This window comes from Shewanella avicenniae, assembly GCF_017354945.1.
GTDB classification, from domain to species: Bacteria; Pseudomonadota; Gammaproteobacteria; order Enterobacterales; family Shewanellaceae; genus Shewanella; species Shewanella avicenniae.
Map to the genome: position 1 here is coordinate 1,916,740 of NZ_CP071503.1, position 22,507 is coordinate 1,939,246.

Genomic DNA, 22,507 nt, shown 5'->3' on the forward strand with positions numbered 1-22,507 from the left:
CTTTCGAAAGACTATTACTTGGAGGAATATATGTCTGATCGGGCGCCTGTCGTCACCATTGATGGTCCTAGCGGTGCAGGGAAGGGAACGATTAGTCAGCTACTTGCCAGCCATTTAGGTTGGAAGTTTCTGGATAGTGGTGCGATCTATCGAGTACTTGCTCTTGCTGCCATTCACCATAATGTTGAACTCGACAACGAAGAAGCGATCACCCTATTGGCGTCTCATTTAGACGTCCAGTTTTTCGCTGCCTCAGAGCAAGAATCTTCAAAAATTGTGCTTGAAGGTGAAGATGTTACCCAAAGTATTCGCTCACAGGAGTGTTCGGATGCTGCTTCTCGGGTTGCGGTCTTTCCCCGAGTTCGTGAAGCACTTTTGCGTCGCCAACGCGCATTCAAAGTTGAGCCAGGTTTGATCGCTGATGGTCGCGACATGGGCACCATCGTATTCCCTAATGCGCCAGCTAAATTATTTTTAACTGCATCAGCGGAAGAACGCGCGCAACGGCGCTATAATCAGTTGCGAGAGAAGGGCTTTGATGTTAATATCGGCACCCTTTTAACCGAGATTAAAGACCGTGATTTCAGGGACATGAACCGTGCAGTAGCGCCACTTGTTCCCGCTGATGATGCTTTGTTCATCGACACCACGGGTCTCGCGATTGAAGATGTATTTGCGCAAGCGCTGAAATACATTCAAGACAAATTATCTGCTGCAGCTGTTTAACAGCTGTGGTTTTGGTATTCACCATATGGATTTGGTGAATTATTGACATAACCCCATGTTCAGGATGCAACATGGCTTTTTAAATTAAGTTAATTAAACATGACTGAATCTTTTGCTGATCTGTTTGAACAATCCCTTCAACAACTGGAATTCCGCCCAGGTTCTATCGTTCGTGGTACTGTAGTTGCTATCGAAAACGGTGTAGTGCTGGTTGACGCTGGTCTGAAATCTGAAAGCCCAATCCCTGCAGAACAATTCAAAAACGCTCAAGGCGAATTGGAAATTGCTGTAGGCGACGAAGTTGATGTAGCGCTGGATAGCGTTGAAGACGGTTTCGGTGAGACTCAACTGTCTCGTGAAAAAGCGAAACGTCACGAAGCTTGGATCGTTCTCGAAAAAGCTTACGAAGATAACGAAACTGTTATCGGCGTTATCAACGGCAAAGTTAAAGGCGGTTTCACTGTTGAGTTGAACGGTATCCGTGCATTCTTGCCTGGTTCTCTGGTTGACGTTCGCCCTGTGCGCGATACTGCTCACCTGGAAAACAAAGAGCTGGAATTCAAGGTTATCAAACTGGATCAGAAACGTAACAACGTAGTGGTTTCTCGCCGCGCTGTTATTGAATCTGAAAGCAGTGCTGAGCGCGATGCTCTGCTGGAAAACCTGCAGGAAGGTCAATCTGTTAAAGGTATCGTTAAGAACCTGACCGACTACGGTGCATTCGTAGATCTGGGCGGTGTTGACGGCCTGCTGCACATCACTGACATGGCATGGAAACGCGTTAAGCATCCATCAGAAATCGTTAACGTTGGTGATGAAATCGAAGTTAAAGTGCTGAAATATGACCGTGAACGTACTCGCGTATCACTGGGTCTGAAACAACTGGGTGAAGACCCATGGTTGGAAATCAGCAAACGCTACCCAGAAAACACTCGTTTGTCTGGTCGCGTAACTAACCTGACTGACTACGGTTGCTTCGTTGAAATCGAAGAAGGCGTTGAAGGTCTGGTACACGTTTCTGAAATGGATTGGACTAACAAGAACATCCACCCATCTAAAGTTGTTAGCTTGGGCGATGAAGTTGAAGTTCTGGTACTGGATATCGACGAAGAACGTCGTCGTATCTCTCTGGGTCTGAAACAATGTAAGACTAACCCATGGGAAGACTTCGCTAACCGTTACGCTAAAGGCGACAAAGTAACTGGTAAGATCAAGTCAATCACTGACTTCGGTATCTTCATCGGTCTTGACGGCGGTATCGATGGTCTGGTTCACCTGTCTGACATCTCTTGGAATGCTGCTGGCGAAGAAGCTGTTGGCGAATACAAGAAAGGTGATGAAATCACTGCAGTTGTACTGTCAGTTGATCCAGAACGTGAGCGTATCAGCCTGGGCGTTAAGCAAACTGAAGACGATCCATTCAATGCTTACTTGGCAGACAAGAAGAAAGGTTCTATTGTAACAGGTACTGTTACTGCAGTTGACGCTAAAGGTGTTACTGTTGAACTGGCTGACGCTGTTGAAGGTTACATCCGTGTTGCTGACATCAGCCGTGAACACGTAGAAGACGCTTCTACTGAGTTCAACGTTGGTGATGCTATCGAAGCTAAGTTCATGGGCGTTGACCGTAAGAACCGTAACGTTTCTCTGTCTATCCGTGCTAAAGACGAAGCAGAAGAGAAAGAAGTAATGGCTAACCTGAACAAACAGGAAGAAGCTGTTATCGGTAACGCAATGGCAGAAGCGTTCAAAGCGGCTCGTAAGTAAGCTTGCCGTGAGGAAGGTGCAAGATGCACCTTCCATATCAATGGCTAAATTTGTTTGGCTTAACAATAGGGGTGATTAGGATGACAAAATCCGAACTTATCGAAAAGCTTGCTGAGACGCAGTCACTGTTATCAGCAAAAGATGTTGAAAGTGCCGTAAAAGAGATGTTGGAGCAAATGGCGAAGACATTAGAAATCGGTGATCGTATTGAGATCCGTGGTTTTGGTAGTTTCTCTCTGCATTATCGTGCACCTCGTGTTGGTCGTAATCCAAAAACAGGCTCTTCTGTTGAATTGGATGGTAAATACGTACCACATTTTAAGCCAGGTAAAGAATTACGAGAAAGAGTGGACGCTACTATTAGCTAAGCTCGTTGCGTATAAAAAGCCTCCTATTGGGGGCTTTTTTTATATCCCCAACAATCGAACACTGGTAGCAGTCGCCAAATTACTGGATAATCAGTACATTGAACATGGATATAGGAGCTGAAAGTGAAATCGTTTTTTGTCACTGTCCTCGTCGCTCTACTATTTATTATTGCGTTGATTTTCGGCGCTCGAAATGAGCAACTGGTTACCATCAACTATTTTGTGGTTGAGGGGGAATATCGTTTACCTTTGGTTCTGGCCGTTGTCTTTTTTGCTGGGTTTGTTTGTTGTTGGCTTGTGGCCTTTTTCTATATCCTCAGACTCAAAATTTCATTGAAACGTGCTCGACGCAGATTAATGACATTGGAAGCTGCTCAACAGGAGAGCGACAGCTAATATGTTAGAGCTGTTCTTTCTGTTGTTGCCTGTTGCGGTGGCCTATGGTTGGTACATGGGGCGGCGTAATCTTCGGCAAAAACAGACGTCGCAGCAAAAGCAACTTAGTCGTGACTACTTTGCCGGGCTTAATTTTCTGTTGTCCAATGAGTCAGACAAAGCCGTCGATATGTTTATCAGCATGTTAGACGTTGATGACGAAACCATTGATACCCACCTGTCGCTCGGTTCCTTATTTCGTAAACGCGGCGAAGTAGACCGCGCCATTCGCATTCACCAGAATTTAATCGCGCGACCATCGTTGTTAAATGAACAACGTGATTTGGCCATGATGGAGTTAGGTAAAGATTTTCTTGCTGCTGGTTTTTATGACCGTGCAGAGGAAATTTTTCTGAATCTTATTCAACTTGACGATCACTCTGAAGAGGCTGAAAGTCAGTTGATTTCCATCTATCAGATGACCAAAGAATGGCAAAAAGCCATCAATATCATTAAAAAATTACCGCGTAAGCGGCAACAGACGCTCAAATCGGTGCTTGCGCATTTTTATTGTCAGTTAGCTGATGAAAGCCGCAACGTAGATGAGCAGATTTCCCTACTGAAAATTGCCAACAAGCAAGACCCTTGCTGTGGTCGAGCGCTGCTAAAATTGATCAGGCTGTATTTGGCACAGCACCAAGCGCATCTTGCTGGTGAAGCCTTAGACCAACTAATTGATAAGGCACCGAGCCTCGTGGTTGACGCGCTGACGTCAGCCGTTGAATTAGCTGACATGACACGTGACCGTGCGGGGTTAAAACGACGATTGGCGCTTGCGGTAGAAAAGGGCGCTGGCGCGTCAGTGATTATCGCCCTCGCCAAGTTGCTGGTTGATGATGGTGAGTTAAAAGCGGCCGAATCGCTGATTTTGGATAATCTCTATCGTCATCCCACCATGCGTGGCTTTCAATTTTTGATGAAAATGCAATTGGCGCAAGCTGAAGAGGGGCAAGCGAAAGAAAGCTTAGCCATGCTGGAAAAGCTGGTAGAGCAGCAGATCCGCTCTCGGCCCGTGTACCGTTGCTGTGAGTGTGGCTTTCCGTCACACACCCTATATTGGCATTGTCCTTCGTGTAAAAGCTGGGGCAGTATTCAACATATTAGAGGACTGGACGGCGAATAGCCGTCTTTTATTGGAGAACATATGACCGAAAAAGCGATTGTTGTCGCCCTTGATTTCGATAACAAATTTAAGGCCTTACAGTTAGTTGATAAGCTTGATCCTACTCTTTGCCGCTTAAAAGTGGGCAAAGAGATGTTCACCTTATTTGGGCCAGATTTAGTCAAAGAAATTCATAACCGCGGCTTTGATCTATTTTTGGATCTTAAGTTTCACGATATTCCTAATACGGTTGCTAAAGCGGTTGCAGCAGCAGCAGAGCTGGGCGTTTGGATGGTCAACGTGCATGCCAGTGGCGGTTTGGCAATGATGGAAGCGGCTAAAAAAGCCTTGTTGCCATATGGTGAAAATGCACCACTGTTGATTGCGGTCACTGTACTCACCTCCATGAGTAGTGAAGAGCTGCAACTGCTCGGTATTAATGCGACGGCGCCAGAGCATGTTATGCGATTGGCTAAATTGACTCATCAAGCCGGTTTGAATGGTGTTGTTTGCTCAGCTCAAGAAGCGACGATGTTGAAAGCTGCATTTGGTGAAGATTTCAAATTGGTCACCCCCGGTATTCGGCCTGTTGGTGCCGACGTAGGTGATCAAAAACGAATTATGACACCAAGCAAAGCATTGGCCGCTGGTTCGGATTATTTGGTCATTGGTCGTCCAATTACACAAGCGGCAGATCCGTTAGCCGCATTGGAAGCCATTCATCACTCTATCCTAGTTGGGGAATAATCGTGGCGAACTCTCTTCAACAGCAGTTGTTAAAAGCTGGCTTAACCAGCAAGCAAAAGCTTAAAGATGTTAAGACTCAAAAAAAGCGCAACCGTAAATCTAACATCGATGATGGTAGTGCTGAATTTAAACAGCAGTTGGCACAGCAAAAAGCTGAGCAAATCGAGCGTGATAAGGCATTAAACGAAAGGCGGTTTGCCGAAGCAACCGAAAAAGGGCTAGTGCGTTCTTTAGTCACCGAAATCCATAAACAATCGATTTCATTGCCAAAAGATGGCGAGCTTAAATTCAACTTTACTCTGAGCAATAAAATCTACTCGCTGTTTATTGACGCCAAATTGCAGCAACAACTGCTCAATGGTCGTTTAGGCATTGTTCGCTTAGAAGAGAAGAGCTATGTGGTGCCGCATAAATTGGCTGAGAGGGTGAATCTGCTGGTGCCTGATTGGTGTGGCTATTTATGGACAGCGGAAGCAGCGCAATCAGCTGATACAGTGGAAGAGGATGATCCATATGCCGATTATGTCATCCCAGATGATCTGATGTGGTAATCGTCCCATCTGTTTGAGATGAAAAAAGGCCTCAACTGTTACCGGTTGAGGCCTTTGACTTTGCTTCCTAGCTCAGCCTTACTCCTTATAGGCCTTGCCGTAGAAGCTACACAACAGAAGCTCTTTTAATTCGCTAATCAATGGATAGCGAGGGTTAGCGCCGGTGCATTGATCATCAAATGCATCAACGGCTAACTTATCCACTTTGGCGAGGAAATCAGCTTCATTTACGCCCGCCTCTTGGATAGATTTTGGAATATTCAGCATGTCTTTAATGCTGTCCACTGCCTCGATTAACAAGGCCACTTTTTTCTCGTCACTGATGTTTTTGCCTTTTGCCAGCTTTAGATGATCGGCCACAGCGGCATAACGGCACAGCGCTTTAGGACGATCGTACTGACTAAAGGCGGCTTGTTTAGTCGGCACATCGGTCGCGTTAAAGCGGATTACGTTAGAAATGAGTAGCGCATTGGCCAAGCCATGAGGGATATGAAACTCCGCGCCTAACTTGTGTGCCATGGAGTGACATATGCCTAAGAAGGCGTTGGCAAAGGCAATCCCCGCAATGGTGGCTCCGTTGTGCACTTTTTCGCGGGCAACGGGCGCCGCAGCACCCAATTCATAGGAATCTGGCAGGTATTCAAACAGCAAATCGAGTGCTTGCAATGCTTGGCCATCACTAAACTCGTTCGCCATCACGCTCACATAGGCTTCGAGTGCGTGGGTAATCGCATCAACTCCCCCAAATGCAGTCAGTGATTTTGGCATGTTCATCACTAGATTTGGGTCTACGATCGCCATATTAGGCGTTAGTTCATAGTCGGCAATCGGGTATTTGGTCCCGGTGACTTCATCGGTCACGACCGCGAAAGGGGTCACTTCTGAGCCGGTACCTGAAGTGGTAGGAACCGCGACCATAGTTGCTTTGCGACCCAATTTAGGAAACTTGTAAATACGTTTACGGATATCCATAAAGCGCATCGCTAAATCAGAGAAATCGACATTGGGATGTTCGTACATTACCCAAATGATTTTGGCTGCATCCATCGGAGAGCCACCGCCAAGCGCAATGATGACATCTGGTTGAAAGTTTTCGGCTACCTTCGTACCCGCTTTAACCACACTCAGAGTTGGGTCAGCTTCGACCTCGTAAAACACTTCTGTTTCAAGACCGAAGCGTTTTAATATCGCGACAGTTTCATCAACATAACCGTTATTGAACAGGAATTTATCGGTGACGATAAGGGCACGTTTTTTCCCAGCCAACTCTTCCAAGGCGACGGGCAAGCTACCACGGCGGAAATAGATGGATGATGGAAGTTTGTGCCACAGCATGTTTTCAGCCCTCTTAGCGACCGTCTTCTTATTGATTAAGTGTGAAGGCCCAACGTTTTCTGAGATAGAGTTACCGCCCCATGAGCCACAGCCTAAGGTAAGGGAAGGTGCCAGTTTGAAGTTATAAAGATCGCCGATTCCGCCTTGGGACGCAGGAGTGTTGATCAATATGCGTGCTGTTTTCATTCTGGCACCGAAACTATGAACGCGATCGGTGTTGCGATCTTGGTCGGTGTATAGTCCTGAGGTATGGCCAATACCGCCGAGTTGTACCAGTGCTTCGGCTTTGTCTACGGCATCTTCAAAGTTGGCTGCGCGATACATGCCCAGTAGTGGCGATAGCTTTTCGTGGGCGAACGCTTCATCGTTGTCGATGGCGTCTACTTCGCCAATCAGCACTTTGGTGTATTTGGCGACTTTGATCCCGGCCATATCGGCAATTTTTGCGGCGCTTTGACCCACGATGGCCGCATTGAGCGCGCCATTCTTAAGAATGACGCCTCGAACCGCATCGATTTCTTTGCCAGTAAGAATGTAAGCACCGTGGCTGGCAAAGCGCTCTTTGACTTGCTCGTAGACTTCATCGACAACCACAACCGCTTGTTCTGAGGCGCAGACCACGCCGAAGTCAAAGGTTTTTGACATAAGGATTGAGCTCACGGCGCGTTTAATATCAGCGGTTTCGTCAATCACAATTGGGGTGTTACCAGCACCCACCCCAATGGCGGGTTTGCCAGAAGAGTAGGCGGCTTTTACCATGCCCGGTCCGCCGGTGGCCAAAATCAAATTGATTTTTTCGTGGGTCATTAGGTGATTTGATAACTCCACACTTGGTTCATCAATCCAGCCAATAATCTCTTTGGGTGCGCCAGCTGCAACCGCTGCCTCTAACACCAATTTAGCCGCTGCTACTGTGGAGGCTTTGGCGCGAGGATGTGGTGAAAACACAATTGCGTTACGTGTTTTTAAGCTAAGCAGTGATTTAAAGATGGCGGTTGAGGTTGGGTTTGTGGTCGGAATAATCCCGCAAATAATCCCTACTGGCTCAGCGATGGTAATGGTGCCGAAGGTTTCATCTTCTTCGAGTATGTCGCAGGTTTTGGTGTCTTTGTATTTGTTATAAATATACTCAGACGCAAAATGGTTTTTAATCACTTTGTCTTCGACTAATCCCATACCGGTTTCTTCTGCGGCTTGTTGTGCAAGTGGGATGCGAGCATCAGCGGCTGCCAATGCTGCGGCGCGAAAGATCCGATCTACCTGCGCTTGTGAGTAACTGCTGAATTTTATTTGGGCTGCAACGACTCGCTCAAGCAAACTGTCCAGCTCTTGAGTATTGGTCACTTTCATAGTGTTAGTCCTGTAAGAAAATTTAATCAAAGCGACAAGTATCGATTTGGTTAACTTCTCTTCTTGTGTAGTATTTTTACTGCTTTAAACGATTGAAAACTGTTACCAAGCGCAAAATATGGCTATAAATGTAATTAAATTACATTTAGCATTACAAAATGCACTAAAGTAGCGAAGCGTTATGAGGGGATAACCCATAAGAAAAATAGCGGTGAATTGTGAAAAAAACTCATTTTGTGAAGGGATAAAAACAGAGTAAATTACGCCTCCTAAAAATGTGTGTTTTATGTCTGCACTGTGTCGTTATTGGTGAGTAAATAAATTGGATTTTGGTTTATACGTTAAGTTCTTTTTCGGATTGGTGGCCGTTATCAATCCAGTAGGTTTGCTACCTGTTTTTATCAGTTTAACAAGTCATCAAACTCCGCTTGAGCGTGATCATACGGCAAAAGTGGCAAACTTTTCTGTGGTCATTATTTTGCTTTGTACCATGATGGCAGGGCAGTACATCCTCAATTTATTTAGTATTTCTCTTTCGGCATTCCGCATTGCCGGTGGCACCCTGATTGCGTTGATCGCGATGTCGATGTTGCAAGGTAAACTCGGCGAAGTAAAACGCAACAAAGAGGAAGATCGCGAAGCTTCGGTAATGGAATCTGTCGCTGTTGTGCCTTTAGCATTGCCGTTAATGGCGGGTCCTGGGGCTATCAGCTCTGTGATTGTATTTGCCGCTGAACATGGTGGTTGGATTAATTTAACCGCCATGTCGATTGTGGTGGTGATTTTTGGTGGGTTAAGTTACGGCCTGTTTCGGATTGCACCACTGATTAATCGTTGGCTGGGGACCACCGGCATCAACGTGATCACCCGTTTGATGGGGCTGCTAATGCTGTCGATCGGTATCGAAGTGATGGCCGCCGGGATTAAAGGGCTATTTCCTACATTAGTGGGTTAGTCAGCGGCTTACTGCCCACCAAATTCCATCATACTGATGCTGCGAGCGCTAAATAATTGTTGATGCAGTCTCGCAGCAAATTCATCTGTCATTCCTGATATATAGTCGGCAATTACTCGTTCACCCTGATGTTTTTCAGCAGCTGCTAACCAACGCTCGCGCGTGTTGCTCGGAAGTAGTCGTTGTGGATCTGAGGTCAGCGCATCAAATAGCTCCATTACTATCTGTTGACCTTTATACTCAAGAATTTGAACTTCTGGCTTCTGAATCACATAGCGCAATACAAACTGCTTAAAGATATCAAGTAGTTGACCATATTCGGCGGCCATAGTCGCGCGGTAGCGCAGCAGTGGCGATTCAAACTGGTCATACTGCTCCCAAACTACCGCCGTAACAAAGGCGTTGACCAAGGTGCCAATGGCGTCTTTGCGCAGGTAGTGTTTGTGGGAAAATAACTTCTCTTCAATCGCGGCTAGTTGCTCGGTAATCCAACTTGGAGGCAGTGCTAGTGCTCGCGGTGTGACAAATTGGCGCCAATGGGATCTGTCGACAATACCCATCACAATCGCATCTTCCATGTCATGAACGGCGTAAGCGATATCATCAGCAAGCTCCATCACAGTGCAATCAAACGACTTATGTTGGCTACGGTAATGGCCTGTGCTGCTTGACTCCGTTACCTGGGTGAAAAGCTGCTTATCACGATCGCTAAAAGGGGCAAGTACCCAATCAAATACATCGGCATCATCATCAAAAATCCCTTTAACAGCAGGCCAATGTTCAGGCTTGAGTTGGCGGAAACTTTCTAATTTGGGTTGTGGCGCATAGTTTGCCAGCGATGAGGTTAACGCAGGGTATTTGATGATTCCCAGCAGTGTTCGCCGTGTTAGGTTCATGCCATAGTGTTCGGTATACGGCTCAAGCTTAGCGAGTATTCTAAGCGTTTGGCCGTTGCCTTCAAAGCCGCCATGGTCGCGCATCATATAGTTCAGCGCCGTTTCGCCGCCATGCCCAAAGGGCGGATGCCCGATATCGTGGGCGAAACATAGCGCCTCAACCAAACTCATGGAGTCGAGTAAATCGACTTGGGCATTGGGGTGCTGTTGCAATTGATTGGCAATTCCAGTACCTATTTGAGCAACTTCCAATGAGTGGGTCAGTCGAGTGCGGTAGAAGTCGTTCATACCAACGCCAAGGACTTGGGTTTTGGCTTGTAAACGTCGAAATGCTGCCGAGTGCATGATCCGTGCGCGATCCCGTTGATAAGGGCTGCGTAGATCCTGACGTCGACTTGATTGGTCTTGTAGCTGACGTTGTTGCCAAAACTCCATAGGTACACCCGTTAAAGTAGTTGGTTAATCTGATCTAAATTTAAGCTAAAGCTTGGAATGAAATGTTCTCTAAAATAGCTTACCGCTGGATTAGGGTTGTCATCCAGCATTGACTCCAAACGGGCTTTGGCTGAACGAAACTCGCTATTACCTGCGTGTAACTCTTCTAAACATTTTAGATAAGCACACAAGGTGTCGGCTGATTTAACTAACGCTTTATATTCAGAAGGTGTTTCATCGCTTAGCAAAAGTTCTCTAAATTCTTGCTGGAATTCTTCTGGCAACATACTGAGTAAACGTGCCTCAGCTATGCCTTCAATTTTTTTGTATTCAACTTCAATCTCTTTGTTGAAATACTTCACTGGTGTAGGTAAGTCGCCGGTTAAGACTTCACTCGCATCGTGGTATATCGCAATTGCTGCGGCTTTATCTGGAGAAAATTTTCCATCAAATTTTTTGTTGCTAATGATTGCCAGCATATGGGCAACACAGGCGACTTGCAATGAATGCTCTTGAACGTTTTCCTTGCGCACATTGTGCATGAGCGGCCAGCGCTGAATCAGTTTCATTCGGGCGAGGTGGGCAAAAAAGTGACTCATAAAACTCCCTTACAACATCATGTTGCTGACCACTTTACTCCATGAGTGCTGCTTTGGGCAGAGGATAGCGCATAAAAAAGCCGTCGAGACGACGGCTTTAATACTATTGATGGTAGTGACTTAGAAAATCACCGAAGGCAAACAGCGCTCGCTGTAAATCCTCTTTATAAGGTAAGAATACTACCCGCATGTGGTCCGGCTCTGGCCAGTTAAAGGCAGTGCCTTGCACCAAGAGAATCTTCTTCTCTTTCAACAGATCCAGCACCAATCGCTCATCGTCCCGTATACTGAACCGCTTGGCATCGAGTTTCGGGAAGGCATACATGGCACCTTTTGGCTTTTTACAGCTTACCCCTGGAATTTGATTCAGCAGTTCGTAACAGGTGTCACGTTGAATCGTCAAACGGCCTTCAGGGGCTACCAATTCATTAATGCTTTGATAACCACCGAGTGCGGTTTGAATCGCGTGTTGGTTGGGCACGTTGGCGCATAAACGCATTGACGACAACATCTCCAGCCCTTCGATATAGCTCTTAGCTGCCTTCAGGTTGCCTGATAGCATCATCCAACCGACACGAAACCCAGCAGCACGATACACTTTTGACAGACCATTAAAGGTACAGGTCAAAATATCTGTCGATAGACTTGCTGCATGAATGTGTTCGGCACCGTCATAAATGATGCGGTCATAGATTTCATCAGAAAATAGAATTAGATCATGCTGACGGCATAATTCAACAATCTCTAACAGCAATTCGCGGCTATACACTGCACCGGTTGGGTTGTTGGGATTGATAATGACAATGCCACGGGTGCGCGGACTGATTTTGCTCTTAATATCTTCAATATCTGGAAACCAATCGGCTTCTTCATCGCAGACATAGTGCACCGCTTTCCCACCAGCCAGATTAACGGCGGCGGTCCACAGTGGGTAGTCAGGTGAGGGCAGTAGCACTTCATCGTCAGAGTTTAACAACCCCTGCATTGCCATCATGATCAGCTCAGATACACCGTTACCGATATAGATATCTTCAATATCAACGCCACGAATACCTTTGGCTTGATAATGCTGCACAATGGCTTTACGCGCCGAGAACAGTCCTTTTGATTCACAATAACCTTGAGAAGATGGCAGGTTCAGGATCACATCACGGACAATTTCTTCGGGCGCTTCAAATCCGAACGGGGCCGGATTACCGATATTGAGCTTGAGGATACGATGACCTTCATCTTCTAGGCGGCGGGCTTCCTTATGAACTGGTCCGCGAATGTCATAACACACACTGTCCAGTTTATGGGATTTAATAATGGGCCTCATATTACCTCGAAGCTGATGGCTTGATTAATTAACTAACTAGGGCAGCAACAATAGCGAATTTCTGTCAAATTAAAAAGAGCTATGTCAAAAAATATCGTTTTAATCCAGTCGATTAGTCTATTGCTAAAGGAAATTATTGCATTGATGCAGATGATTATGCTGTAACGTATGGGTTAAATAGAATGTTATACGTGTGACTGCGTCAAATTATGTTGATTTCATCAAATATAGCCATTCGAAATTACTGAATAGCTATTGTCACCATCGTTATGATTAAAAACAAGTAAGTTATTGAAGTTAAATCACTTAATTGAAATTCATGTCGATTTGTAATGCGTTTGACCACTCAGCATAGATATTTAGTTGACTCACCTAAAAAAGCGTTTTATTTTCAAGCCGATGTTTTAGTTAAAACGTCGAAAACATCGGCAATTTGCCATCGTTCACGACAATAAAACAGATAACGGCAGATTTGCTTCCCAAGCAGAGACTGTCAGACGATGATGTTGGCCCGCTCGGCCCTTGTTTGAGGACCTAAGTGCATGTCCGAACCGACAGCGTTAAGTCTTATCCCACCCATTGTGGTGTTAGTATGCGCAATTTTGTTACGCCGCCCAATTTTGGCATTAATTATTGGCGCAGTAACTGGGTTGTTACTGTTAGATCCTGCAACCGTTCTGGATAACTTTGCCGATGCGTCACTGAAAGTGATGCAGGATGAAACCATTGGCTGGTTAATCTTGGTATGTGGTGGCTTTGGTGCCCTGATCGCATTACTAGTGCGAACTGGCGGGGCATTAGCCTTCGGTCGCAACGCGATCCGTTTTGCTAAAGGCCCGCGATCATCGCTATTGATGACCTTTATTCTAGGTATCGTGATTTTTATCGACGATTATCTCAATGCGCTCACAGTGGGTGAAACCATGAAGCGGGTAACCGATCGGTTTAAAATTTCCCGCGAAATGTTGGCGTATATTGTCGACTCTACTGCTGCCCCAGTGTGCGTTATTGTCCCAGTCTCTACTTGGGCGGTGTTTTTTGGTGGGCTGCTGGTAGATAACGGCGTTGCTGCAAAAGGTGAGGGTATCCACGTTTACATGCAGGCCATCCCTTACATGCTCTACGCATGGTTGGCCGTGCTTATGGTGTTGCTGGTTGCAATGAAAATTGTCCCAGCGATTGGCCCGATGAAAAAGGCTGAGTTGGCAGCACAAGCTGGTGTTCCAGCAAAAGAGCAAGTGGATTTAGATGAAGTCATCACTTCAGATGAATATGCATTGAAGGCGATGGAAGAAGAGTTTGAGGCGGCGGACAAACAAGGACAATTACATAACTTTTTAGTGCCTATGTTCATGCTCGTTGGGTTTACTGTTTACTTTGACATCGACGTATGGAAAGGCCTGCTGGCAACTTTAGCGATCACCTTGCCTTATTATGCGGTTCAAAAACTGATGCCATTTCCTGAAATGATGGATCAGATGATCGATGGTTTTAAGAGCATGCTACCTGCGATTGGTACTGTGGTTGCAGCGTTTGTTTTTAAGGACGTATGCGATCAATTGTTATTGCCTCAATACGTGATCGACTCGTTGAGCCCTTATATGACAGCCACCATGTTACCGGCGGTCGTATTTTTGGCAATGGCGATATTGGCGTTTGCTACGGGGTCTAGCTGGGGCATTTTCGCGGTAACTATCCCTATCGTGATGCCACTCGCTCAATCGGTTGGCGCGGATATTCCATTAGTGATCGGTGCGTTATTGTCAGCGTCTTCCTTCGGTAGCCAAGCTTGCTTCTATTCAGATTCAACCGTGTTGGCTGCACAAGGCTCAGGTTGTAACTTAGTGAGCCATGCGGTGACGCAGTTACCTTACGCTCTGATTGCCGCGGTACTCGCATTCATCGGATTTATTGTTATCGCCTGATGTGATCTCCGTTATTAAGAAGCAGTTCGGAACTGCTTCTTTTTTCAACCAAGCAGAAAAGCAAAAAGCCAGCAATAAATGCTGGCTTTCTTTCGACTCACAGTACTGATTAAACGCGTTTCTTGAATTCGCCAGTACGGGTATCGATTTCGATTTTGTCGCCTTCTTTAACGAAGTCAGCAACCATCACGGTCAATTCAGAGTTAACCAGTTTAGCGGGTTTCATCACTTTACCAGTGGTGTCGCCACGTGCAGCAGGTTCAGTGTAACCAACTTCACGTACGATAGTAGTCGGCAGTTCTACAGAGATAGCTTTACCGTCGTAGAAAGTTACCTGACAAACTTCTTCCATACCATCAACGATGTAATTGATAGCGTCGCCCATGTTTTCTGCTTCAACGTCATATTGGTTGAATTCAGCGTCCATGAATACGTACATTGGATCAGCAAAGTAGGAATAAGTACATTCCAGGCGTTCCAATTGGATGTCTTCGAGCTTGTCATCCGCTTTAAACACGGTTTCGGTACCTGAACCCAGCAACAGGTTCTTCAGTTTCATTTTACAAACCGCAGCGTTACGGCCAGATTTGTTGTATTCGGTTTTCAGAACAACCATCGGCTGACCGTCAACCATAATCACGTTACCTGCGCGGATTTCCTGAGCAGTTTTCATTACCTAGATTCCTATATTTCACGGTTTTCACTACAGCGCAGCATCTTAGCCGTTTTTCAGCATTTGCACTAGCCTATTAGCAAGATCTGCGTCGTTTATTGCATATTTTGGCCAAACTTTCGAGTGTTGCGTAAGTCTCGGCCAATCAGAGTTAAGCATCTGCCATGCTTGATTAAATGCACTAACATCAGCTTGGTTAAATGCGAAATTTAATGCCTTCCATTGTGTTGTAAGGTCAGGGGCTAACTGGTCGCAATATCGGGCCATAAATGCGCTCAGTTTATCCAAATGGGCATCTTCATCTTGTGGGTAAATATGCCAAATGAATGGACGTGCCGCCCATTGTGCCCGCAGGAAGGAGTCTTCACCCCGCACAATATTGATATCACATGACCATAGTAGCCGATCATATTGCTCTTGGTTTTGCATTGGCAAAAGGTGAACGGTTAACTGGCCGTGTTGAATTTGTCGATGAGTAGCTAAGTCTGTCGGGTCGATTGCCAGTGCGCTTGCCACCGAGGTGAGCGCTCGTCCTTGTGGCACTAACAGATGACTGCTGCGGGGAGCTTTTGCAAGTTGTTCACATAACCCTGTGATGGCGGCGGTTTCGTAGCTAAATAAGCTAATGACGCAATCTTGAGTGTCGATGCCGTTTAGCCCCAATCCATTAAAATAGTCGGCGCGATTGGCAATTTGTTGCTGCCAGCGCTCTCGTTCTTCGAGTAACCCGCGTTCACAGATTAATCCGCCACTTTTCGCGCTAAATCCAGGAAAGAAAAACCGTTTCTTAATGCCATTTTTGACGGGGGATTGCAGGCCGTGACAGTCGTCAATCCAGCTTTCGGCACTCAGATATTCAAGGTTTATCCAGTGTGGAAAAGGCGTTAATGTGGCGGTTGCATCAATAATTTCGCTTGGCAGTTCGCAGGCAAACGCTTCAATTAATACGGCGCCGGGTATCCAAGGTGTGCTCAGCGGATTGTCCCATTTAATAATGGTTACTTGCTGATGTTGCTGCACAGCTTGGTTAAGATCGAGTGCAGGTAGGATAAAGCGAAAACTGTTTAGGTCATCTACCCAAAGTTTGACGTCGAGTTGATATTCGTTGGCGAGCTGCTTTGCCAAGCGCCAAGTAACACCGATGTCGCCATAATTGTCGACGACGGTGCAAAATATGTCCCAATGCGAATGTTTAGAGCGGGTGGCCATAGTGGATCACTTACAAAAAAGGCGGCAATCAGCCGCCTTTTTTAACAATACAAAATTAGTCTTCCAGCTCTGCTAAGCACATCTCTTCATAGATTTGCTTAACCCAAGCATCAACGCGTTCTTCGGTCAGTTCTGGTTGACGATCTTCGTCAATCCCTAAACCGACAAAGTGTTTGTCGTCTACCAGTGCTTTTGAGGCTTCGAAATCGTAGCCCGCGGTTGGCCAATGACCAATGATGATCGCACCACGAGGTTCAACGATATCGCGAATAGTGCCCATCGCATCAAGGAAGTACTCAGCGTAATCTTCCTGATCACCGCAACCGAAAATGGCGACCAATTTATCATTAAAATCGATTTTTTCGAGCTCAGGGAAGAAATCATCCCAATCGCACTGTGCTTCACCATAGTACCAAGTTGGAATACCTAGGATCAGCAGATCGAATGAGGCAATTTCCTCTTTTGTGCTCTTGGCAATATCTTTCACCGCGACCATCTTTTCGCCCAATTTCTTTTGGATCATTTGGGCGACTGCTTCAGTGTTACCTGTGTCGCTACCGAAAAAAAGACCTACAGTTGCCATCGTCTTTCCTTTAGTTAACTGTTGTAATGCGTAAAAAGTCTGAGACCGCTCAATATTATCGCGCCAGGTTTTCCTGAAGAATGATCTCAATTAGCTGGCTGCGGCTGATGTTACTGGCGTCAGCTCTCTCATTCAAGGCGTCGAACAAATCTTGTGACACCTTTAACTCTATTCGTTTTAAACCCTTCTCTCGATCTCGCTTAATTTGATTACGTTTGTTAACACGTAACTGTTGTTCTCGAGAAAGCGGATTACTTCTAGGTCGACCGCGTCGTTTTTCCGACGAGAATAGGTCGATCGTCGTTCTGTCAGCAGATTCTTTTGCCATGTTTCTTATTATGAATGCGCGTTACCGAAGCCGGTTCACCTTGGAAGCGCCGAGGCGCAAAATCCATTGCGTAAAAAGAAGCGGGAATATATCACAGCATCCCTAAATCGGCCATAACCAGTTAGCTATTTGCTGCACACTTGGCGATAAAATCACACACTACCCGATTGAATACAGCAGGCTTTTGCGCATGTAACCAGTGACCCGTACCTTCAATGGTCTTGGCTGATGCGTGTGGAAATTGTGCCACAATTTGCGCTTGATACTCTGCCTTTACGTAGTTTGAATCCCCGCCTCGTAGGAACAGAATCGGCCCTTGATAACTGGCAATCGAATTGGGTTCAATGTTGTACCAACCCACAATGTAATGATAACTGGCAATGAGTTCGGCTAAGTTAAACTTCCAACTGACCTGATTGTCGCCACGGACTAAGCTTTTGAGCAGAAATTGTGCCGTTCCTTCGTCAATGTCATGCGATATCAGATGGGCAAGGGCGGCGCGGCGATCTTTAATGTCGGCTGGCATGCTGTTTAACCCCGCGAACACCTTTTGATGGTGGGGTTGATAAACAACCGGCGCGATGTCGGTGGCCACAACCGCAGTTACACTCTCTGGATAGCTGAGTGCGAGGGTCATGGCGATCTTTCCTCCCATGGAGTGGCCAACTACCATAAACTGCTGGATGCCGATACTATCGAGCGTGGCTTTTATCTCCGCGGCCATTGCTGGATACGTCATAGGGTGAATGGCGGCACTTTTACCATGATTGGGACAATCCACGCGAATCACCCGAAATGACAGTTGTTCTAATTCGCGGCCAAGGCCTTTGAGATTGTCGCAATCACCAAATAGCCCATGAATAAGCACAATGGGAAAACCTGAGCCTGAATCAACAAAATTCACCATGACACAACTACCTTTAACACCCAATGTTCATAACGAAGGGCGGATATTGTGTGGCATGAGCTGAGGCATTACAAGTTGCTCAGGTGCTAACTGTTGCTGGTAAATTCAACAATCACCCATCGCCATTTTCAAAAGCCAACAATTTTAGCATGACGGGTCATGTCCATTGAGTTGCTTTGTGGCATACTGCCAGCAAACAACTCAATTTATTCGCTGCGATGATTTATCGCTTAGCATGTTAGGGAATAGCATGAAATATATTGAAATAGACGAAGAACTATACGGTTACATTGCAAGCAAAACAGAAAAAATTGGTGAGAGTGCTTCCGATATTATACGCCGCTTGTTGGCGTTACCTGCGGTTGAAGCTGTTGAGGTGCAACAACCTGCAGTTACCCTAAGCCAACCTAGTCTCGAAGCCGTCGACGCCAGTGCTGCCGTGCCAAGCACCCCAGAGTACCAACCTAATTCGCTGCCGGATGTCGATGAAGCGACGACAACCGACTATCAATTCAGTGACGCGCAACTTAATGAACAAAAAGGCGCAGTTGGGCGATTTTTGTTTGCGCTCTACTCGTTGTATCAACAAGCGCCGACAAAATTTGACGCGGTACTGCAAGTCCAAGGCCGCGACCGTTTGTATTTTGCATGCTCCAAAGACGCACTGTTAGAAGCGAGTAAGTCAAGTAATCCTAAAGAGATTGGCGATAGTGGTTATTGGGTGACGACCAACAATAATACCGGTAAGAAGCAAGCGATTTTGACTGAAGTAGTTAAGGCGCTGGGTTGTAGCGAAACTGCTGCAATGGCATTAGTGGCAAAAGCGCTGCCATAATCAGTTGTGCGTTTGGATTTAATTCAAGGAAAGAGAGGTCATTTTGGCAATTCACGAACGTGCCGGCAAAATCGCCGAACAACAAGATCTGGTCAATATCCCTAAGTTGATGAGTCTGTATTACCGACAGGTGCCCAATGTTGAAAACGCAGCCGAAAAGGTGAGTTTTGGTACCTCAGGTCACCGTGGCTCTGCGTTATCGACCAGCTTTAACCAAAACCATATCTGGGCTATAGCTCAAGCTACTGTTGATTACCGCAAACAAGCAGGTATCAATGGGGAGCTGTTTTTGGGGATGGATACGCACGCCTTATCTCAGGCGGCCTATATCTCTGCGTTGGAAGTGTTAGTTGCCAACGATGTAAAAGTTGTGGTGCAAAAAAACGAAAGCTTCACCCCAACGCCTGTGGTTTCACATGCAATTGTCAGCGCGAATAAGAGCAAAGCAGCCGATGCCGCCGATTTAGCTGACGGTCTTATCATTACCCCGTCACATAACCCGCCACAAGATGGCGGGATCAAATATAACCCGCCACACGGTGGTCCAGCGGAAGGTCAAGTGACTTCTTGGATTGAGGATCGCGCTAACGCGTATTTGAAAAACCGTATGGAAGGGGTGAAAAAGCTCAACTACGGTGTGGCTAAAAGCGTCGGATTGGTGTCAGAACGCGACCTTATTCGTCCATATGTGAAAGACTTAGCCAACGTGGTTGATGTTGAAGCGATTGCTAAGGCTGGGATCAAACTTGGTGTCGACCCTCTCGGCGGTTCGGGCATCTATTATTGGGACGTCATTGCTGAAGAGTTTGGCATCAATATCACGCTGGTGAACGATAAAGTTGATCCAACCTTTGGCTTTATGCCGCTTGATAAGGACGGCAAAATCCGTATGGATTGTTCCTCACCATACGCAATGGCTGGCTTACTCAAGCACCAAGAAGAGTTTGATCTCTGCTTGGGGAATGACCCTGACTATGACCGCCATGGCATTGTGTGCCCAGGTTTTGGGTTGATGAATCCAAACCACTATTTGGCGGTTGCAATCGACTATTTGCTGACACATCGACCACAGTGGTCGAGCGAGCTTAAGATTGGCAAAACTTTAGTATCAAGCGCGCTGATCGATCGTATTGTGGCAGGTCACAAACGTAATCTTTGTGAAGTGCCAGTTGGCTTTAAATGGTTTGTTGATGGCCTAGCTGACGGTTCATTTGCTTTCGGCGGCGAAGAAAGTGCCGGGGCGGCCTTCTTACGTTTTGATGGATCTACTTGGTGTACGGATAAAGACGGCATCATTCTCGGCTTGTTAGCCGCCGAGATTTTAGCGGTTACCGGTAAATCACCTGCTGAACGTCATCAAGAGTTAGTGGCGGAATACGGCGCAAGTTTTTATAGCCGTGTAGACAGTCCGATTAGTCCAAAACAAAAAGCGAAGTTTGGTGAGTTAAATGCTGAAACCCTCGGTGCCACAGAGTTGGCGGGTGAGGCGATTGAAAGTGTGTTGACTCATGCTCCGGGTAACGGGGCGGCAATCGGTGGTATCAAAGTAAATACAGCGAATGGCTGGTTTGCTGCGCGTCCATCGGGTACCGAAGCACTATATAAAGTGTACGCAGAGAGTTTTATTAGCGAAGATCATTTAGCGACGCTGCTGACTGAGGCGCAGGCTCTGATTAAAAATGCGCTTAAAGGCTGATCTTGTCTTCAAGCCTGTTTGACCAATCAAAACGGCCCATTACGGGCCGTTTTCGTTTCACTCTTAACTGAGGCGAGAAATAGCAGACTTTGCGTCAATTAAACTGTGCAATCAACTCTTGCTGGCGGCGGCTTTGCTCTTTTAACGCTTCACCGTGGTAGCTGGCATTCTGGCTATTGTCCCTTAACTTGTTTAATCCACCTTGTAAGCGGGTCGAATTTTCGTGTAATTGATCAACCGTATAGGCTTGTTCTTCAGTGGCGACCGCAATCTGCTGACTGTTACCGTTGATACGGCTTAGTGTTTTGGCTTCTTCATGCAGTTGATTGGCTAGGCGTTGTTCTAGGTTCTGACTTTGATCGACCAGCGTTTTGCTGCGGCCCATCTGCACTACGGCTTCGCGGCTTTTATCACTCAACTCTTTGATGATGCTGTAGATCTCTTTGGCTGAACTTGATGAGCGTTGTGCTAATGCCCGCACTTCATCAGCCACCACCGCAAATCCGCGTCCTGCTTCACCCGCGCGCGCGGCTTCAATCGCTGCGTTGAGCGCCAATAGATTGGTTTGCTCTGACAATTGTTCAATCACTGCCAACACCGTATTGACGCTTGAGCAGCGTTGATCTAATTCTTCAATTTGCTGCTCAACGGTGTGCACCAGTTGGTTCATTTCCGCGTTGGCTTCACGACTGGCTTGTAGCGCGGTTAGGGTGTTGCGATTGCTTGATTCAAGGTTGGCGACATCCATAGCGGTATTGGCAGACGTTGAGGCGATTTCTGCAATCGCACTTTTCATTTGGCTGATGGCCGCGGCAAGTTCATCTAACGCGCCTGCCTGTGCAGACAGTTCATGATGGTTGCTATCAACTGACTGTTGATGAGACGCCAAATTCTTATTGAGATGCTCACCGGTGTCGTTGATGCGAGCAGTGATGGCGATGACCTCCGCTTTCCGCATTCTAAGGCTTAATTCGGCGGCGCTTAGTTCGTCAGTATCCTCGGTGTATATCGCTTGCAGTAGTGGATTATTCTGCACTTCATTCGCAATTTTTTTGAGATTTGCACAGCGGTTACTGAGTTTTGTGGCAAACACCAGCATAACGCCTACGCCGAAAACTGCCGCGATTACACCATAAAGATCAGCGCTCGCAATTCCTGCACCGATAAATGCGGTAGAAATTAACCACGCCGCCAACACTTTTTGAGTCAGTGAAAGTTTGATGCTAGGTAAAGGCAGTTTGCCTTTCTCGATGTTTTGGTAACACTGCTCTGCGCGCGCAATCAATTCAGGTGACGCTTGGGTGCGAACTGATTGATACTCCACAATGTTGCCGTTGCGCTGAATTGGGGTAATAAATGCATTTACCCAATAATAGCCACCGTCTTTCCGGCGGTTTTTGACCAAGCCCATCCAGTTTTTCTTGGCCTTAATCTCACGCCAAAGATCGGCAAATGCAGCTTTAGGCATGTCAGGATGACGCACAATGTTATGTCCGTGGCCTAGCAGTTCGTCTGGCTGATAACCACAGATTTCGCAAAAATCATCGTTTACGTGAGTAATACGCCCCTTAAGATCCGTCGTCGATAAGATGCGATACGACTGAGGAACCTGGGTTTCTATATTGGTTATTGGTTGTTGCTGCTTCATCTTCGCGCACTCCTGACATAGGCAGGGTTATTATCGTTTTTGACGAGTGTCAAAAGTGTGACACTACTTTAACGAATGATAATCTACACGAATCTTCACGCGCTTCTTTGAATAGGATC

21 protein-coding genes are annotated in these 22,507 nt (G+C 46.4%); 11 read left to right on the forward strand and 10 right to left on the reverse strand.

All coding sequences use genetic code 11. The features are described 5' to 3' along the window. Positions 1–30 precede the first annotated feature (30 nt). The 7 genes from cmk (at position 31) to JYB87_RS08530 (ending at position 5,696) form a co-directional block, all read left to right on the forward strand. Complete coding sequence (cmk, locus tag JYB87_RS08500) at positions 31–726, forward strand: (d)CMP kinase (RefSeq protein ID WP_207356413.1); 696 nt, start codon at positions 31–33, stop codon at positions 724–726. 99 nt (positions 727–825) lie between these two features. Beyond that, a complete protein-coding gene (gene rpsA / locus JYB87_RS08505) occupies positions 826–2,493 on the forward strand; it encodes a 30S ribosomal protein S1 (RefSeq protein WP_207356414.1) in 1,668 nt (555 codons plus the stop codon). An 80-nt stretch (positions 2,494–2,573) separates the two neighbouring features. Next, positions 2,574–2,861: an integration host factor subunit beta gene (ihfB, locus tag JYB87_RS08510; RefSeq protein WP_207356415.1), complete on the forward strand. Its 288-nt coding sequence runs from the start codon at positions 2,574–2,576 to the stop codon at positions 2,859–2,861. 123 nt (positions 2,862–2,984) lie between these two features. After that, entirely contained in the window at positions 2,985–3,257 is a 273-nt protein-coding gene (locus tag JYB87_RS08515) for a LapA family protein (protein WP_207356416.1), read from the forward strand. A gap of 1 nt (position 3,258) precedes the next feature. Continuing rightward, entirely contained in the window at positions 3,259–4,419 is a 1,161-nt protein-coding gene (gene lapB / locus JYB87_RS08520; protein WP_207356417.1) for a lipopolysaccharide assembly protein LapB, read from the forward strand. A 21-nt stretch (positions 4,420–4,440) separates the two neighbouring features. Further along, entirely contained in the window at positions 4,441–5,145 is a 705-nt protein-coding gene (gene pyrF, locus JYB87_RS08525; RefSeq protein ID WP_207356418.1) for an orotidine-5'-phosphate decarboxylase, read from the forward strand. A 2-nt stretch (positions 5,146–5,147) separates the two neighbouring features. Beyond that, on the forward strand, positions 5,148–5,696 hold the full coding sequence (locus JYB87_RS08530; protein WP_207356419.1) for a DUF2058 domain-containing protein: 549 nt from the start codon (positions 5,148–5,150) through the stop codon (positions 5,694–5,696). Positions 5,697–5,774: 78 nt separating this feature from the next. On the opposite strand, the gene adhE is transcribed toward JYB87_RS08530, so the two are convergent. Continuing rightward, positions 5,775–8,381 carry a bifunctional acetaldehyde-CoA/alcohol dehydrogenase gene (adhE, locus tag JYB87_RS08535; protein WP_207356420.1) on the reverse strand — a complete coding sequence of 869 codons (2,607 nt, stop codon included), beginning with the start codon at positions 8,379–8,381 and terminating at the stop codon, positions 5,775–5,777. A 322-nt stretch (positions 8,382–8,703) separates the two neighbouring features. Here adhE and JYB87_RS08540 point away from each other — a divergent pair, with 322 nt between their 5' ends. Further along, positions 8,704–9,336, forward strand: a complete 633-nt coding sequence (locus tag JYB87_RS08540) for a YchE family NAAT transporter (RefSeq protein WP_207356421.1) — start codon at positions 8,704–8,706, stop codon at positions 9,334–9,336. Between the two features lie 8 nt (positions 9,337–9,344). Here JYB87_RS08540 and JYB87_RS08545 read toward each other — a convergent pair whose 3' ends face one another. The 3 genes from JYB87_RS08545 to JYB87_RS08555 form a co-directional block, all read right to left on the reverse strand. Then, positions 9,345–10,667 carry an anti-phage deoxyguanosine triphosphatase gene (locus JYB87_RS08545; protein WP_207356422.1) on the reverse strand — a complete coding sequence of 441 codons (1,323 nt, stop codon included), beginning with the start codon at positions 10,665–10,667 and terminating at the stop codon, positions 9,345–9,347. An 11-nt stretch (positions 10,668–10,678) separates the two neighbouring features. Beyond that, positions 10,679–11,266: a 5'-deoxynucleotidase gene (gene yfbR, locus JYB87_RS08550; protein ID WP_207356423.1), complete on the reverse strand. Its 588-nt coding sequence runs from the start codon at positions 11,264–11,266 to the stop codon at positions 10,679–10,681. Positions 11,267–11,369: 103 nt separating this feature from the next. Continuing rightward, a complete protein-coding gene (locus tag JYB87_RS08555) occupies positions 11,370–12,584 on the reverse strand; it encodes a pyridoxal phosphate-dependent aminotransferase (RefSeq protein ID WP_207356424.1) in 1,215 nt (404 codons plus the stop codon). Between the two features lie 542 nt (positions 12,585–13,126). Between JYB87_RS08555 and JYB87_RS08560 the strand changes: the two genes are divergently transcribed. After that, positions 13,127–14,509 carry a Na+/H+ antiporter NhaC family protein gene (locus JYB87_RS08560; protein WP_207356425.1) on the forward strand — a complete coding sequence of 461 codons (1,383 nt, stop codon included), beginning with the start codon at positions 13,127–13,129 and terminating at the stop codon, positions 14,507–14,509. Between the two features lie 109 nt (positions 14,510–14,618). Here JYB87_RS08560 and efp read toward each other — a convergent pair whose 3' ends face one another. The 5 genes from efp to JYB87_RS08585 form a co-directional block, all read right to left on the reverse strand. Then, on the reverse strand, positions 14,619–15,182 hold the full coding sequence (gene efp / locus JYB87_RS08565) for an elongation factor P (RefSeq protein ID WP_207356426.1): 564 nt from the start codon (positions 15,180–15,182) through the stop codon (positions 14,619–14,621). 45 nt (positions 15,183–15,227) lie between these two features. Further along, positions 15,228–16,391, reverse strand: a complete 1,164-nt coding sequence (earP, locus tag JYB87_RS08570) for an elongation factor P maturation arginine rhamnosyltransferase EarP (RefSeq protein ID WP_207356427.1) — start codon at positions 16,389–16,391, stop codon at positions 15,228–15,230. A 55-nt stretch (positions 16,392–16,446) separates the two neighbouring features. Continuing rightward, positions 16,447–16,974 (reverse strand): flavodoxin FldA, encoded by a 528-nt coding sequence (gene fldA / locus JYB87_RS08575; RefSeq protein WP_207356428.1) that lies wholly within the window; start codon positions 16,972–16,974, stop codon positions 16,447–16,449. A gap of 55 nt (positions 16,975–17,029) precedes the next feature. Next, the gene (gene ybfE / locus JYB87_RS08580; protein ID WP_207356429.1) at positions 17,030–17,302 is read right to left on the reverse strand and encodes a LexA regulated protein; all 273 of its coding nucleotides are present in this window, start codon (positions 17,300–17,302) and stop codon (positions 17,030–17,032) included. A 121-nt stretch (positions 17,303–17,423) separates the two neighbouring features. Beyond that, entirely contained in the window at positions 17,424–18,206 is a 783-nt protein-coding gene (locus tag JYB87_RS08585; RefSeq protein ID WP_207356640.1) for an alpha/beta fold hydrolase, read from the reverse strand. Positions 18,207–18,459: 253 nt separating this feature from the next. Between JYB87_RS08585 and seqA the strand changes: the two genes are divergently transcribed. After that, complete coding sequence (gene seqA, locus JYB87_RS08590; RefSeq protein WP_207356430.1) at positions 18,460–19,044, forward strand: replication initiation negative regulator SeqA; 585 nt, start codon at positions 18,460–18,462, stop codon at positions 19,042–19,044. A 43-nt stretch (positions 19,045–19,087) separates the two neighbouring features. Then, positions 19,088–20,740 (forward strand): phosphoglucomutase (alpha-D-glucose-1,6-bisphosphate-dependent), encoded by a 1,653-nt coding sequence (pgm, locus tag JYB87_RS08595; RefSeq protein ID WP_207356431.1) that lies wholly within the window; start codon positions 19,088–19,090, stop codon positions 20,738–20,740. A 94-nt stretch (positions 20,741–20,834) separates the two neighbouring features. On the opposite strand, the gene JYB87_RS08600 is transcribed toward pgm, so the two are convergent. Then, a complete protein-coding gene (locus JYB87_RS08600) occupies positions 20,835–22,388 on the reverse strand; it encodes a methyl-accepting chemotaxis protein (RefSeq protein ID WP_207356432.1) in 1,554 nt (517 codons plus the stop codon). Positions 22,389–22,507 lie beyond the last annotated feature (119 nt).